The sequence below is a fragment of the Psychrobacter sp. CMS30 genome, from assembly GCF_904846565.1.
Lineage (GTDB): Bacteria > Pseudomonadota > Gammaproteobacteria > Pseudomonadales > Moraxellaceae > Psychrobacter > Psychrobacter maritimus.
This window is the reverse complement of record NZ_CAJHBF010000001.1, coordinates 158,005-173,436: the sequence shown is the minus strand read 5'-3', so window position 1 is coordinate 173,436 and position 15,432 is coordinate 158,005. Positions and strand designations below refer to the sequence as shown.

The following is a 15,432-nucleotide window of genomic DNA, read 5'->3' as shown; positions in this document are numbered from 1 at the left end:
AAAAGTCAGGCAGCCTTAAAACTTAAAACATCATTTTAAAATCTATTTTTTATCCTTAAATTGCAGTAAATAATAATGACTCAAGCAAGTAATTCCTTTTCTAAACCCAGCTATGCGCCGACCATGACCGTATCAATGGCACAAAAGCGTGCGCAATTCATGAGTGCTATTCGGCAGTTTTTTGCCACGCGTCACGTGCTCGAAGTGCAGACGCCCTTGTTATCGCAAGCAGGCAATACCGATACCTTTTTGCAATCAGTAGCGGCGCAGGTCACTTACCAAGATAAACCTTGCACCTATTATCTGCATACGTCGCCTGAGTTCGCCATGAAGCGGCTACTTGCCAGCTGGCAGGTGCCCATTTATCAGATTTGTCCGGTATTTCGAGATAATGAAATAGGTGTGCGTCATAATATTGAATTTACCATGCTCGAATGGTATCAGCCGAACTACAGCTTAGATGATATGGCGGCTGAATTGGGCGAGCTATTAGAAGCGCTATATGGTTATCCGATTGTGCTGAGTCATTACCGTTATGTCGATGCCTTTATGGACTTTGTTGGTATTCATCCACTGACTGCCAGTATTGCGGCGCTACAAGCGGTGGCAGAAGATAAGGGTTTGACAGGGTTTGATTTTAATAGTGCAGAAAATGGCGCCACCAATAGTGAAGAAGATATTCGTCAAAGCTGGTTGGATTTACTATTTAGTCATGCTGTCGAGCCAAATTTGGGTCATGATTTGCCGACGTTGATTATAGAGTATCCCCCTGCAACGGCTGCATTGGCAAAAACTGCGCTAGATAAAGACGGCAATACAGTTGCTAAGCGCTTTGAGCTTTATATTAATGGTATTGAGATTGCCAATGCTTATGATGAGCTGGCAGATGGGCAGGCATTAAGAGAGCGCTTTGAGCGCGACAATCAATTGCGCAAGCATCATAACTTGCCACAAATGCCAATTGATGAGTATTTATTAGCAGCGTCTGATGATTTAATACCTTGTAGTGGTATCGCCGTCGGTATTGATAGATTGCTGATGGTTATAACAGGGGCTAGTAGCTTAGAGGACGTGATTCCTTTTCCCAGTGGCTTGGCTTAATTGCTTGCTAGTGGATTTTGACATAGCCGACAATGATTAAAAAAAACCAGAACAGAAAAGCGCGTAAACCGGAAGGCTTACGCGCTTTTCTATTCTGGTACTGTTTTTTATAATGCTGCAAAGCTGCAGATTGTTTATTATAACTTTTGTTTATTACAGTTTAGCAAGCGCTGCATCAATGGCAGTTTCACCATTATGCATGCTAAAGACTTTCTTATTGGTATTATCAGCATTGAGTACAGCTGCCAACGTCGTAGCCACATCTGCAATTGAGTTTTCACCCGCATTGTCATCATTAATAGTGATTTTACCCGTTGCTGCACGCTCTTTTAACGCACCTGCTTGCACGATAGTGTAATCAAGGCTGCTGTTATTAACCAACCACTGATCGGCGTAATGCTTACAGATATAGTATTCTTTTAAATCGGCAATACCAGGCTGATTCCATTTGCTGGTATCTAATGAAAATACTGTACTAAGCATGATATAGCGTTTGATACCTTTATCTTCTGTTGCCTGCATGGTTTTAACCGCGCCATGTAAATCAACTTCTAAGACATCTTTACCACCTGAACCGGCGACAAAATAGACCGCCTCGATATCTTTATCAATTTGGCTCTGAATCGCGTCTTTTTCGGCAGTGATATCTAAATCTAACTGGCTATAATTGTCATCAGTAAAGAGTTTTTCCTCCTGACGGGTGGTGCCAATCACTTGATGGTTATCTGCTAATAACTGCTTAACCAAATCTGTACCCACTCGACCACTGGCGCCAATCACTAAAATTTTCATATTCATTCCTATTTTTATATGCGTTTTATATACGTTATCGTTATTTTAAAATTTATCGTTTAAAAACCAATTATTCAAAAACCGATTGTTTTGAAAGCTGCATATAGCGTAACAAGAATGATGAGCACACTTCGTTATGAAGCGTGCCGTTTGCATAGTGTTTGGTTATGGAGTGTATACGGTTTGCAAGCCTGTTATTTATAAAAGCTGCTATTCATAAGAATAAGAAAGTTAGAACAAAGGTTAGAAAGGGTAGCTGTCCAATAATGCATAAGAAAATTAACGCACCAATTAACGTACTAAGCGATTAAGACCATCGGCAAAGGCTTTTTTATCGCGGTCGCCATAAGGTTTCTGGCCACTCATTTCTTGCAGCTCGAGCACGCCCGTGCCACGCATGGTATCCATAAAATCGCGCATATTAAGCTTTTGCTTGATGTTATTTTTATCATAGACCATACCGCGCGTGGTTAAAACCATACCGCCTTTATCTAAAATATCATTGGCTAAGGGAATGTCGCTAGTGATGGCTAAATCGCCTGGCTGGATTTGCTCAACGATATAATCATCGGCTTTATCAAACCCTGATGGCACCACTGTCATGACGAGCAGCGGTGATTTGCGCAGTTTGATTGGCTGATTGGCGACAAATATCGCCATGGTTTGGGTGCGTTCAGCCGTTTTGATAATCAAGTCTTTGGCAATCAGAGGCACCGAATCAGCATCTACCCAAATCTGCATTATTTCTGAGCCTTATCTGTATTTGATAGCTGGTCGTTTGATAGCTTCTCTATATCTCCTAAACCCTCTGGGTGGCTCTCTTTAACATTGATAGCAGCATCTTCTACAGCTTGGTCAGTTTCAGTGCTGGCTGTTTGCTCTGGTGTTTTTGCTTGGTTCTCGGTAACCGTAGGCGCTAACTTTTTATCAAGACCGACTTTATTAGGCAACACAGCAACCAGTTTAGCAAGGGCGATATCTAAGTCAGCAACGTCATTTGGCATCAAGGTAATATGCGCAATTTTACGATCCTCGCGCTCAGCCTTATGGTAGCTATGATAATGGGCGCCATCGATATTGAGCACCGCGCTGATATCAGGATATTGACCCAACACATTCAACATAATCGCTGGGTGGACGTTGTCAGTATCGCCTAAGGGCAGATTGACCACTGCGCGAATATGGTTCTCAAACTGACTGGTAATCGCGCCTTCGATACTCCAATGTCCAGAGTTATGAACGCGTGGGGCAATCTCGTTGGCCAGCAGATAGTCGTTACCACGCCTATCTTTGCTCACAAATAGCTCAAGCGCCATCACACCAACATAACCTAGATGATTCATCACCGTGGTAATGGCATCGGTTGCTTGTTGGAACAAATGGCTGGTACCAACGGCAGGCGCGCGTGTTTTGGCCAATATGCCGTTATGATGATGGTTTTCGACCAAATCATAGCAGCGTACTTGACCGTTTTGGGCGCGTGCAGCAATGATAGATACTTCACGGCTAAAGTTAATAAAGCCTTCTGCAATAAGGGGAGCAGGCGTTGGCGTTAGTGCGCCTTTACCACTAACTGCATCTTTAAGCTCATGCCAAGCAACGGTAATATCACTTTCTTCTTTGATGACAAACTGACCTTTGCCATCATAACCACCGCGGCTGGTCTTTAGGACGATAGGCAATCCTAGCTCGTCGCAAGCTTGCTTTAATTCTGCTTCAGAATTAACCGCCATAAATGGTACGGTAGCGATATCAAGCTCATTAAACATGCCTTTTTCTTTTAAGCGATCTTGGGCGATATCAAGGGCAATCGGTGGCGGAAACATACCTTGTTTGCTGCCAGATTTTGACAGGCTGGCCAATTGCTCAACGGTGGCAGTAGGCGTGTTTTCAAACTCTAAGGTAAAGACGTCAGCTGCGGCAATAAATGCTTCCAATTGCTCGCTATGAAAAACTTTTCCGTATAGGCTGGCCGGACAGTCGGCATTGTCTTCTAAAAATACGCACTGATAACCGAGCGGCATGGCGGCTTCGGCGAGCATCATACCAAGCTGACCACCGCCTAAAATACCGATGGTACGAATGGTTTGGGTTACAGGATAAGCGTTCGCTGTAGTCATGGCAGGCTCTTTACATTGAAAATGAATAAGGGAGTTTGAGTACTAATATCTAAAACTTACGGGATAAAACTTATGCGATTAAAATAGGAAAAGGTGCACTGTATGCACCTTGTATTTAGTAGAACGCATCTGAGTAAAAATATCAAGTTTAGAATATTGAGCGTTAGATTTGGTATTCAAGTTTGATATTGAGATTTAAAAACCAGATGATTGTGCTTAATATTTCTTGGTTAATATTGCAGTTCTGCTAAGGGTATTTTTGTCAAAACTTAACGCCATCTGGCTGAGTTTACTTACTTTATTGATTAATAATACCGGGTGTTGGGCTGGCAAGAATGGTATCGGTTTGCGCTTGACGCATATTATCCAGCTTAGTCGCAATTGATTCATCATGCAAGGCAAGTACCTGAATAGCAAGTAGGGCAGCGTTATAGGCGCCAGCTGCACCAATCGCTAAGGTTCCAACGGCCACGCCTTTTGGCATTTGTACGATAGAAAGCAGGCTATCCCAACCACTGAGTATTGATGATTTTACAGGGACACCAAAGACAGGTAGCGGCGTTTGACTGGCACACATACCGGGCAGATGCGCCGCGCCGCCAGCCCCAGCGATAATCACCTGCAAGCCGTTGCCTTTGGCGCTTTTGGCATAATCAAACAATCTATCAGGGGTACGATGCGCTGACACCACTTCACATTCAAAGGCAATATCAAAGTCGGCAAGTAATTGCGCTGCGGCACTCATGGTTGGCCAATCAGACTGCGAGCCCATGATAATACCTACTTTTGGCTGACCAGCAGGAGAGGTAATTGGGCTGCTTTGCTCAACAGGGGTAACGCTAGCCGATGGGGTGCTCATGCTTTGATATCCTCAAAAGGACCATCATACAAAAATTTTGCTGCCTTCGTAAAGCCAAGTTTGCTGTTTAATGGCAAAGCTGGCTAAATAACGCTGATTTTATGCATTTATCTTTTTTATGCATCTCTCTTTGGGTCTTCATCATGACGATACTGTACGAAGTTATGGGCTTTAAGCGGTAATGGCTGCTCGGTATCCAGCTGATAGCAGGTTAAATAACCGCTATCAATCGCTGCCGAATAATCGGTACAAGCAACCTGCGGGCTAAGGGGTTGCGGCGCGCCTGTTAGCCAATAATGACCGACGAATACCGGTTTATGAGTTTTAAGGGCAAATTCGATATTTTCTGCTAGGGCATCGCTTGGAATCTGTGCCAATCCTGAGCTTGGCGCACGGGCAATCTCATGAATAGTACGTTTATTCAGCTCATCAAGCCACCAACGCACGCGTACTTGCGAGCGCGCTGCCCCATCTTTGTCGACCATGACTAAACCATCAGGTAACGCCGTTTCTACGCCCTTTAGCACGCGCTCAAGCGCTTCATAAGCAGGGCTATGCTTTTGCGCCGTGGCGACAACGGCGTCAGGCGTCAAGCAATTATCGGCAGTCAATAGCGGCTTTAATACCGCCATGCTATCGACATCCCAGCAAGCATGGACAAAGCAAGCATAGTCGGTCTCAAGCCACAATGGAATCTCATAAAAGCGCTGCAACCAATATTGATGCGCTTCTGAGCCAAACGGTACTTCGGCTAAAAAGGTTTCATGCTGGCGCACATGAACATCGCTATGCGAGCGTAAATAGCGCTCAGGTTGCTCTGGGTCAAGCATGGCAAAGGTGAGCGCATTGTATTCATGATTGCCAATCACCGCATCGGCAACATCTGCATCTAACATGGCAAAGACTATCTCTAGCGAAGCTACTTGCTGTGGCCCACGGTCAATGAAATCACCAATAAATAGCGCCCGATGACCCGCTGGCGGTACAAAATGAGTGCCGTTATGAACATAGCCCAACTGCTTTAGGAGTCCGACCAACTTGTCGGCATAACCGTGAATATCACCAATAACATCTATAATCATAATAATTATCAAATTCTTAAATATTTTATTAAATATAAGTTTGCGCAAGATACTAAGCAATACCAAGCGATCTAAATAGCGATATAAATGAATCATCACTTAGCTATTTAAACTGCCATTATCAAACAAGCTTCGATTGCAGTTTTTTTACTAAAATTGAATACTGAGCTTTATTAATTGGTTTTAATAGCACCTCTAAAACCCAGGAGATAAGAGCGCATTTAAAAAGTGCGGTAGTACTTGAGGTTCTAAAATAATGGTCGCAATTACCCCAAACGCGCCGCCCCACATATGTGCCATATGATTGATATTAGAGCCACCACGTTTGTCCGCATAAATACTATAAGCGACGTAAGCGACCGCAAATAATATCGCTGGGATAGGGACAACGGCAAATAGATAAATCTTTTCCCATGGTGCTAACAGAATAAAAGCAAATAAGACCGCCGATACACCGCCTGACGCCCCTAGGCTTAAGTAGCTGGCACTATCTTTATGTTTAATATAGCTTGGAACCATCGCGACAACGATAGCCAATACATAAAAAACCACGAAACCATAACCGAATAAAAACGACTGATATAAGCCTTCGATAGCACGACCAAAAAAGTATAGGGTAAACATATTAAACAGCAAATGCATCCCATCAGCATGAATAAAACCATGCGTCACAAAGCGATCCCATTGACCATTTTTCACCGCCGGCGGATAGAAAATAAGTCGATTAAACACGGCTTTGTTTTGCCATGCCAATAAACTGACAATAACGGTGATGATAATAATAAGCGTCGTATGGTTAAACAAAGGGGAGTCCTTAGGCCGAGCCTGATAGATGGCAATGATATAAATCGTAACGCTTAAAGCCCAAGTATCTTGGCTCAATAACAACTACTAAATATGAGTAATGATAAAGCATTCAGGCATGATATTAGCAATAATAACAGCGATGCCGAGGCAAAAAACCAATACACGACAAAATTATGCTTTAATAATCGTTTATATTAAATAATATAACAGCGTAGCAGGCAGAATGAGTAATGCTTCGTATACTGACCGTAACGATTCACGACAGCATAAAGACCAAACCTAATAGTTAATAATAGACCTAAAAATTAATAATAAAGGTCTGGCAGTCGTTTAGGTTTATGGCATTAAGCGTTGTCAAATTCATTGTTATTTAATTTATAGTCATTTAAAAAGTAATGAAAGTTATAAACGATAGGCAATTTATATACCAATATTGCTTGTGACGCGTTCATCTTCCTACAATTTTTAGAATATAAAGTTAAATTAAAAAAATACATCTCCGTTATACAACCTAAATCAACGCCGACAGAGGCAATAATTTATGAATATTATCGACCAATTAGAACAAACGGTGACCTCAGCGGTGTTGGGTGGCTATAGTAATGACGGCAATACTAATCAGGCTGATAATGGTAATGTGTCCCATGTCAGCTTATTAGAGCAGTTTTATGCCATTTTAGCGGCGCGTTTGGCGTTACCACAAGTTTACTCGCAGTTACTGCGTGATGATCAAGCGATTGCTAATGACAATATGATAGAGACGCCGTTATTTGAGCAATTATGGCAAGCACCGAGCGCGCGCCAAGTTATTATTCAAGAGCTTGCGGCTACCCATCATATTGATGAGTTCACCACAAAAAAGCTTATTATGAATGCTGCACCGCTGGTTTATCGTGAGCTCAAAATAATGGCAAATGGGCAGTTCTTGCCGGCATTTTTGCAAAGCCAGCAACCTACATTTCGTCATTATCTGCCGATATGGGCGGCTCCAGTGATTACCGCGGCGCAACATGCTGAGGATGAATTGTTTAATGCTCAAAGCACGCTAGCTGAGATAGCTGCTATGCCTGTTTTATTAAATAAGCATGATGCCACTGAAGCAAGTAGGATAAATCCTTCTGCGAACTTGATAACAGAACCGAACACGGCAACAGAACTTGTTAATGAAAGTTTTGATAATAGTCTAAGGACAGCGGCTATCGATACGGGTGCTATCCACGCCAACCCTGCGGCCCATCATCTAGAAGAAAACAGCAGCCTAAAACGAGAAAAAGTACGTACCCGTAACCAACGTAATGATTTATTGATTCGGGTGTTTTTATTATTGGCGGCAATGGCAGCGATTGGGCTGGTATGGGCATTGTTAATTAGGCCTAATAACGCACCGCCTGTAGAACCAGTGGTGCCGGCGCCCACGGTCATACCGCCTGTCGCTGAACCGCCAGCGCAAGTATTAACGCCCGTTGCGCTTATCGTTGGCGTCGATAATGGCGGCAATTTATATACTTGTAGCGCCTCTGTCGGTGACGCCGCGCTCCAAAGTACGCTACAACAAGCGCTTAATAGTAGCTTCGGTGAGCAGGCGGCGATGTGTCAGTTTACGGTGCAAGAAGGCGTGGCCAATAGTATTGCCAATATGCCTATCGAGGCGCTACCCAATATTTTAACCTTATTAAGAGCAACTCCATTTGCTCGTTTACAGCTGCAAAATGACCGCATGACTTTGGAGGCGCCAGATAGTATGCAGCTGCAAAAATTGGCCACCGATATCCGTACTTTGGTACCGGCGATGATGGTTGATAGTACCGCGCCGCTACCACTACCTAATAATGATAGCGCTATGGGAGCAGCTGATATGGCGGCTATGAATGGTGCCAATAATCAGTATGATGTTAATAACAATATTAACGGTAATGTTAACAGCAATAGTGACTATCAAGCAGCGGACGATGATACGGGGGATAGCGTGATGCCAGCGCCTAGCCGTAATAATGACTTTAATAATCCGCCGATGTATGACCAACCTAGCAATAACGCTGCTATGAATAACGACCGCCCAGCATCAAAGCAACCACCAGGCCCTTTCTCAGTATCGGAAGTCGATGATATGGCAAACAGTGTTATCGTGGCGGAGCCAGCTCAAGTCAGATGATAAAGGGAATATTTATAACAAACGCGTAGAAAATAAAAAGCTAACAGGAGTGCAGTATCAATGATTGACGGCACTCCTTTTTTATTTGCCGCTAAATAAAGAAGATAAGAATAAAAAAGTATTATAGTGAATTAACTTTAAAAACAGATCTGGAAAAACAGTTACAGTGCGACTGGGATGAATTTTTCGTAGCCTCTGTGATAGCAGCAAGCAAGGAAAATTTATACCAGTCGCACATAACTATTGACGCATCGTTTTTATTTTGAACTGACTATACCTGAAACAGTTAGTGCAAACTTCTATTTAACTTATTAACCACATTGAAAATTAAGCGATTAGCTGTTCATATGTTAGTAATTTGTACTTTCTAAGCATTGCAGTTACGAGTAACAACCGAAACATTACTTATCGTAGCAATTGCACAACAGCCTGTCGATTGTGAACACATACTTAATACTTTTATAATAACAAAAGTTGAATCTAGTTATGGCTGCTATCTAATACTATTAACTTAATAGTAATCGCATGAGCTCATATTAAATAGCAGCCATAAAATATCAATATCAACGCTCTACTTTTTGAGAATGCACGCTATATAAAACAAGCCATTTAAAATAACAATTCATTGAGGAATGACATTATGGATATTATCAGTCACTTAACGCGGACGGTCAGTCCGGCAGTGCTAGGAGATGACCGCACTCCTGCTAAGAAAAATTTGCTTGAACAGTTTTATGCTATTTTTGCCGCGCGCCTAGCCGATAACGATACCTATAATCGTTTTGCTAATGAAAATATCGCCCGTGATGATCAAGGGTTTTATGATCGGGTATGGACGGATGGCGCGCACCGTGACCAAATCGCTCGTGAGCTGGCTGGTAAACATAATGTTGACGCTACTGCTGCGCGCGGTTTAATTGCGATGGCCGCGCCACTGGCCTATCACGAAATTAAAAGCTTGGCAGGAACGACGCCTGTACCGCAGTTTTTAAATGACAATCTTGCCAGTTATCAGCATCATATCCCGGCATGGGCGAGTGCAATTTTACCTGCTGGTATGATTGCAGCTGCACCCGCTGGCGCTCGCGTGTCTGATACGGTCACTACCGCGCCCATTCACCGTGAAGAGGAAGAAAAAGGCAGCTTTATGAAAGCGCTGCTACCGATTATTGGACTGATTATCTTGGGGGCGTTGGCGTGGGCGCTACTAAGAGGTTGCCAAGACAATCCTGAGCCAGTCGGCAAGCCTGTTGCTACCGAGCAGCAAGCCGTTAATGATGACGGGCAATCAGTGGTTGCTGCGGATATCGAACCTGCGTCATTGCGTATCGCGACTGGTGAAAACAGTGAGCTATACGCTTGCCGTATGAACGTTGGTAATGAGACGCTACAGGGCAATGTTATGGACGCTCTGACCGCCACATTTGGCGATGAAGCCAATAATTGCCGTGCGGATGTCGATGATAACTTCTCAATTGATATGCCAGCTGCCGCTCAGCTTGCATCTATATTACCTATCGTCAAAAACGTACCGAATGCGAGCATGTTAATCAAAGGCGATACGATTACCGTTAATGCGCCTGACGCTGCGGCATTAGATAAATTGGTTGCAGATTTACAAGCGGCGGCGCCAGCGATGACCGTCAAGCCAGAAGCGCCATTAGATGCCCAAGCTGAGATTGATAACAGCTTAACGGCGTCTCAAGCAGCGATGGATAACCTTGGCCAAAATCCTGACCCTCAAGATGTGGCTCGTGCGCTCAGCCTACAGGTGGTGAATTTTGAAGTAGATAAAGCCGTTATTCCTGATGCCAATAAAGCGCTATTAGACCGCGCTGTAAAACTGATGGAACAAGTACCAGATATGAAGTTGATGATTATTGGTCATACTGACAAAACTGCTGATGCTGCTTACAATATGAAGCTGTCAGAAGAGCGTGCCCAATCTATGAAAGATTATTTGGTCGCGCAAGGCGTTGATCCAACTAAGCTTATGACTAAAGGTATGGGTGAGACTGACCCTATTGCTGAAAACGCCACTGAGCAAGGTCGTTTCCGTAACCGCCGTATTGAGTTTGTGGTCTATGATGAGACAGCAAATGCAAACGATGGCATGGCGATTAGTAACAGTGCGCTTGACCCAGACTTAAATCCATTAGACAGTGACAATGATGATCTAATGCCTGATGCTGATGATGCCAGTCGTGGTACGGCATTAGACCCACAAGCAAGTACCAGTAATTAGTATCATTTTAGAGACGCTGATGGATAACCAGTAAGCTTTAAATAAAATTTGAATAGCAAAAAAACCGCATCTTGATAAGGTGCGGTTTTTATTTTGTTAAATCAGTTTTTTTGTTAGCTGCATTATTTATAAGTAGTGGGGTCTTTTAAAACCGCTTGCGCTTCTGTTTGAACCAGAAAGAAAGTCTGTAAAACGTTGTCTTTTGCTTGTTGCCAATAATCAAACTGCTGGCATGTTGACTCAAGGTCACCTTGCCAAACAGGTATCTGTCCACACATGGTCTTGATGCGTTTTTGGTCAGGATAGGGCAGCTCTTGTGCTGCTGCGGCAGCTTCGTGAGCAGCAACGCGGTCATTACAGACCAAGGCAATATCGCAGCCTGCTTCAATCGCCGCTTTGACACGGGCGCTAACATCGCCTGCTGCTTGTGCCCCTGCCATCGATAAATCATCAGAAAATAACACCCCATCAAAATTAAGCTGATCACGAATGATGTCTTTGAGCCAAATTTTTGAAAATCCGGCGGGTTTATTATCGACTTGGGAAAAAATCACATGCGCTGGCATTAAGGCATCAAGCCAAGGCAACGTCTGCGCAAAAGGCTGCATATCGCTATTCATAATCTCATCTAAGCTACGCGTATCAATTGCTTCTGCTACATGTGAATCAGGGGCGATGGCACCATGACCGGGGAAGTGCTTACCGGTAGTTGCCATACCGGCATCTTTCATACCGCGCATAAACTGGCTGGCTAGGGCAATAATCGCTTGCGGCTCATGATGAAAGCTACGGTCGCCGATAACTTGGCTGATACCGTCTCTATCGAGCACGGGCGCAAAACTTAAATCAATGCCGACTGCCAATACTTCGGCCGCCATCAAATAACCGCAGTCGTAAGCAAGGCTAAGGGCGCGGCTAGGGTATTCATTAAATAACTCACCAAGTCTGCCCATCGCGGGCAATGGGGTAAAACCGTGACGTAATCTAGCAACGCGCCCACCTTCTTGGTCAACGCCAATCAAGATATCGGCATTGTGATAGCGTATATCGTCACATAAGGAGCGCACTTGCGCCGCGTCTGCCACATTACGGGCAAATAATATTACCCCGCCCACTTGTGCTTGTTTGATTAAACTGACATCTTCAGCAGTCAGTGCGGTACTATCGATATCAATCATTAAGACGCCGTACATTGCGTGATCCTTATTAGGCTATACCTTGTTATATTATCGTTTATGGTCAAAAAAACATTTAAGCTCAAAGAAGCGCTAAGCTCAAAAAAGCGCTAAGCAGTGAGCTGCATGATTTATCGTCATTATTCGCTATCGCTGTTTAGTGCCATATTGGTTATATTATGACAGTTATTATAAGATGAGCATAATGTCGCGGCTTAATTGATTTAAAACATTCATGTTGATGAGCTATCTGGTATTTATTTAGTCAGAGCAATAAATAGGTTTGATAGAAAGTTCGTTCGTTGGCTCATAAGACACAGCGCCATGGCGGGTAAGATTATTTATACAGTTTGAGACAGCAGCGTATTTATAGCCATGCTAGTATTGATTGATTTTTTAACGATAAAACTAAAATAACTATCATGTGTTTGCGCGCTTTTAATGCTAGCGTATCGCATGGTTTAATGTTAAATATAATACAGTTAAAAACAGTCAGATTTGTGGATAGCCGTTTATTAGATAACTTTTAATATGAATAACAACTAAGCATATTTTGCATACTTTTCACTTAAAATAATTAGGTATATATGATGAAAAAACAACCAGCACAGTGGTTACTCAGTGCAGCGTCAGTGGGTATCGCTGGTCTTATTCTTACCCAAAGCTATGGCACCGCAGTAGCTGATAGTAATACTGAAGGCTTTAAAGCCACCCCTGAGCAACAGGTCACCACCCGTCAGGTAGCGGCATTGCTGGATCGTAGCCATTATCTCAATCAGCCGCTCGATAGCGCAACGGGTAGTGAGATTCTATCCATGTATATCGATAGCCTTGATCCAAACCATACCTTGTTTTTGCAATCTGATGTCGATGAATTTAAGAAAAAATATGCCGATGAATTTGGTGCCCGCTTAAAACGTGGCGACTTATCTGCTGGCGTAGAAGTTTTTGAGCGCTATCGTAAACGCTCTAATGAATACTTCGCGATGGCAAAGAAGCTGCTAAACACAAATCTTGATTTAACCAGTAAAGATAGCATTGTGCTTGACCGCGAAAAGCTCAGTCATTTTAAAACCAAAAAAGAGCAGCGTGATTATTGGACGCGTCAGCTGAAGTTTCAGCTGATGAGTATTACTTTGGGTCAAGAAGATGAGAAGGCAAAAGAAAAAGTCTTTTTAGACAATCCTGATATCACGCGCGGACAAGATTTGGTGCGTAATGATGAGCGCACGCCGAGTGAGATTTTGCTCAATCGTTTATCACGCCAGCAAGAGCAGTTTACCCGTCTAAAAAACGACGAGATCATGGAAACCATCTTGAATACGGCGATGCTGACTTATGATCCGCACAGTAATTATTATGCGCCGATTCAAGCCAATGAGCTGCAAATTCAGTCCAGTTTACAATTAGAAGGCATTGGGGTTTCTATTCGCCCTGACCGTAAAAACCCAGACTATACGCGCATTGTGACCTTGGTTGACGGTGGTCCAGCGGCAAAGTCTGGTCAGATTAAACCTAATGATTTGATTATCGGTATCGCTAAAGACGGCGAAACCATGACCGATGTGGTCGGCTGGTCAACGCGTGAAATTGTCGGTTTGATTCGTGGTAAGCGCGGCACTTCGGTGACTATTAAGGTACGTCAACCAAATACCCCAGACGCTAGCGCCCGTAACGTAACCGTGGTTCGCGATATTATTCAACAAGAAGAATCTGGCGTCACCCAGCGCGTCGTCGAGGTTCAGCGCCCTAATATCGATAAAACGCCCAAACGTATCGGTGTCCTTGAGATACCAAGTTTTTATCTCAACTATCGCGCCCGTCGTAACGGTGAAGAGTACCGTAGCGTCAGTGTTGATACTGAAAAAGCTCTTAAAGAGTTGAATAAAAAAAATATCGATGGTCTAGTGGTTGATTTACGTAACAATCCAGGCGGCTCGCTCGATGAAGTTGCCAAGATGCTTGGTTTCTTTATCAAGAGCGGTCCGCTGGTGCAAATCCGCGACAATCGCGGCAATATCCAAGTTTATCGTGATGATGACGGCGGCGAGCAGTTATATGATGGCAAGATGGTCGTTATTACTAACTTAGCATCGGCATCTGCCAGTGAGATTTTTGCCGCAGCGATTCAGGATTATGGTCGTGGCTTGGTCGTCGGCAGTACAACGACCGGTAAAGGCTCTGCGCAGATTCAGCTTGATAGCTTAGCATTGGGTTCAGCGACCTTAACGCAGCGTAAATTCTATCGTATTACCGGTGGTAGTACGCAAAATAAAGGCGTGGTACCTGATGTTGAATTGGTCAATATCTATGATGATGCGACCTTTGGCGAGCGTGCGCAGAAAAAAGCCTTGCCTTGGGATACTATTAAAACCGCGCCTTATAAGCCTGAAGGTAAATTTTCTGCCAATACGTTAGCGACGCTAAATCAGCAATCAAAAATCCGTCAGCAGAAAAACCCGCAGTTTGTTTATCTATCAACGCTAAACGATATTCGCAATATGGAAGATGAGAAAAAACCAATTCCTCTCGATATCAATAGCCGCCGCGCTAAGATGCAGCTGATAGAGAAGCGTTCGTTGGAAGCTGAAAATAAGCGCCTTATCGCAACAGGTGAGCGTCCTTATGCCAATTGGAATACTTATCAAGCAGCGATGGATGCAAAATTTGAAGAGCGTAGTCAGATGAAAGAAAGTGAGCGCCCTGAGCTACCTGAAGACGAAGCCTTCATTAATGAAGCCGCTTATATCATGCTCAGCGCTGATGCAAAAGTACTCGCTAGCCCAGAAGAAAAGTTATAGTAAATAGTATTCTTTAGGCTATCTCTGTTGTCACTAAAAATGCGTGTAAGCATATGCTTACACGCATTGACGTTTAGACCTCTTACTAACCTTGGGTCAATCTGCGATTATAACTGTACGGCACGATTGAACGAAAAGGTTCATAGGTACTAGGGATTGGTATCTTAAAGGTCGCATCAGGGATAGGTGGTTTGCTGATTAGGGATGATAAGGCTGGAAGCCTGAACGTTATAAGATGCTCCGGGATTAAGTATCTAATAACATTAACATGGATGGTTAGTGATAAAAGCCGCATAAT

Annotated in this window: 11 protein-coding genes; 4 read left to right on the top strand and 7 right to left on the bottom strand. The window is 43.6% G+C overall.

The window, feature by feature from the left end; all coding sequences use genetic code 11:
* Positions 1–75: 75 nt before the first annotated feature.
* Positions 76–1,101 carry an EF-P lysine aminoacylase EpmA gene (gene epmA, locus JMX94_RS00700; RefSeq protein WP_201562348.1) on the top strand — a complete coding sequence of 342 codons (1,026 nt, stop codon included), beginning with the start codon at positions 76–78 and terminating at the stop codon, positions 1,099–1,101.
* 153 nt (positions 1,102–1,254) lie between these two features.
* On the opposite strand, the gene JMX94_RS00695 is transcribed toward epmA, so the two are convergent.
* The 6 genes from JMX94_RS00695 to JMX94_RS00670 all read right to left on the bottom strand — a co-directional run bounded on the left by JMX94_RS00695 (position 1,255) and on the right by JMX94_RS00670 (position 6,758).
* A complete protein-coding gene (locus JMX94_RS00695; RefSeq protein ID WP_201562346.1) occupies positions 1,255–1,893 on the bottom strand; it encodes an NAD(P)H-binding protein in 639 nt (212 codons plus the stop codon).
* 291 nt (positions 1,894–2,184) lie between these two features.
* The gene (locus JMX94_RS00690; protein WP_021814375.1) at positions 2,185–2,634 is read right to left on the bottom strand and encodes a YaiI/YqxD family protein; all 450 of its coding nucleotides are present in this window, start codon (positions 2,632–2,634) and stop codon (positions 2,185–2,187) included.
* Positions 2,634–4,013: a 5-(carboxyamino)imidazole ribonucleotide synthase gene (locus tag JMX94_RS00685; RefSeq protein WP_201562345.1), complete on the bottom strand. Its 1,380-nt coding sequence runs from the start codon at positions 4,011–4,013 to the stop codon at positions 2,634–2,636. Before JMX94_RS00685 ends, JMX94_RS00690 begins: the two co-directional genes overlap by 1 nt.
* 298 nt (positions 4,014–4,311) lie before the next feature.
* A complete protein-coding gene (purE, locus tag JMX94_RS00680; RefSeq protein WP_201562343.1) occupies positions 4,312–4,872 on the bottom strand; it encodes a 5-(carboxyamino)imidazole ribonucleotide mutase in 561 nt (186 codons plus the stop codon).
* Between the two features lie 116 nt (positions 4,873–4,988).
* Positions 4,989–5,954: a metallophosphoesterase gene (locus tag JMX94_RS00675; RefSeq protein WP_201562341.1), complete on the bottom strand. Its 966-nt coding sequence runs from the start codon at positions 5,952–5,954 to the stop codon at positions 4,989–4,991.
* 195 nt (positions 5,955–6,149) lie between these two features.
* Positions 6,150–6,758, bottom strand: coding sequence for a rhomboid family intramembrane serine protease (locus JMX94_RS00670; RefSeq protein WP_201562339.1), 609 nt, complete (start codon positions 6,756–6,758; stop codon positions 6,150–6,152).
* A gap of 544 nt (positions 6,759–7,302) precedes the next feature.
* Here JMX94_RS00670 and JMX94_RS00665 point away from each other — a divergent pair.
* Together JMX94_RS00665 and JMX94_RS00660 are read left to right on the top strand one after the other, a co-directional pair.
* Positions 7,303–8,913, top strand: a complete 1,611-nt coding sequence (locus JMX94_RS00665) for a hypothetical protein (protein ID WP_201562337.1) — start codon at positions 7,303–7,305, stop codon at positions 8,911–8,913.
* 640 nt (positions 8,914–9,553) lie between these two features.
* Positions 9,554–11,158 (top strand): OmpA family protein, encoded by a 1,605-nt coding sequence (locus tag JMX94_RS00660; RefSeq protein WP_201562335.1) that lies wholly within the window; start codon positions 9,554–9,556, stop codon positions 11,156–11,158.
* A 122-nt stretch (positions 11,159–11,280) separates the two neighbouring features.
* On the opposite strand, the gene nagZ is transcribed toward JMX94_RS00660, so the two are convergent.
* On the bottom strand, positions 11,281–12,351 hold the full coding sequence (nagZ, locus tag JMX94_RS00655) for a beta-N-acetylhexosaminidase (protein WP_201562334.1): 1,071 nt from the start codon (positions 12,349–12,351) through the stop codon (positions 11,281–11,283).
* Positions 12,352–12,923: 572 nt separating this feature from the next.
* Between nagZ and JMX94_RS00650 the strand changes: the two genes are divergently transcribed.
* Positions 12,924–15,134, top strand: coding sequence for a carboxy terminal-processing peptidase (locus JMX94_RS00650; protein ID WP_201562450.1), 2,211 nt, complete (start codon positions 12,924–12,926; stop codon positions 15,132–15,134).
* The last annotated feature ends 298 nt before the right edge of the window (positions 15,135–15,432 follow it).

Excerpts from the sequence above, each read along its gene's own strand:
- epmA (WP_201562348.1), top strand. The coding sequence starts at position 76 with ATGACTCAAGCAAGTAATTCCTTTTCTAAACCCAGCTATGCGCCGACC.
- JMX94_RS00695 (WP_201562346.1), bottom strand. The coding sequence starts at position 1,893 with ATGAAAATTTTAGTGATTGGCGCCAGTGGTCGAGTGGGTACAGATTTG.
- JMX94_RS00690 (WP_021814375.1), bottom strand. The coding sequence starts at position 2,634 with ATGCAGATTTGGGTAGATGCTGATTCGGTGCCTCTGATTGCCAAAGAC.
- JMX94_RS00685 (WP_201562345.1), bottom strand. The coding sequence starts at position 4,013 with ATGACTACAGCGAACGCTTATCCTGTAACCCAAACCATTCGTACCATC.
- purE (WP_201562343.1), bottom strand. The coding sequence starts at position 4,872 with ATGAGCACCCCATCGGCTAGCGTTACCCCTGTTGAGCAAAGCAGCCCA.
- JMX94_RS00675 (WP_201562341.1), bottom strand. The coding sequence starts at position 5,954 with ATGATTATAGATGTTATTGGTGATATTCACGGTTATGCCGACAAGTTG.
- JMX94_RS00665 (WP_201562337.1), top strand. The coding sequence starts at position 7,303 with ATGAATATTATCGACCAATTAGAACAAACGGTGACCTCAGCGGTGTTG.
- JMX94_RS00660 (WP_201562335.1), top strand. The coding sequence starts at position 9,554 with ATGGATATTATCAGTCACTTAACGCGGACGGTCAGTCCGGCAGTGCTA.
- nagZ (WP_201562334.1), bottom strand. The coding sequence starts at position 12,351 with ATGTACGGCGTCTTAATGATTGATATCGATAGTACCGCACTGACTGCT.
- JMX94_RS00650 (WP_201562450.1), top strand. The coding sequence starts at position 12,924 with ATGAAAAAACAACCAGCACAGTGGTTACTCAGTGCAGCGTCAGTGGGT.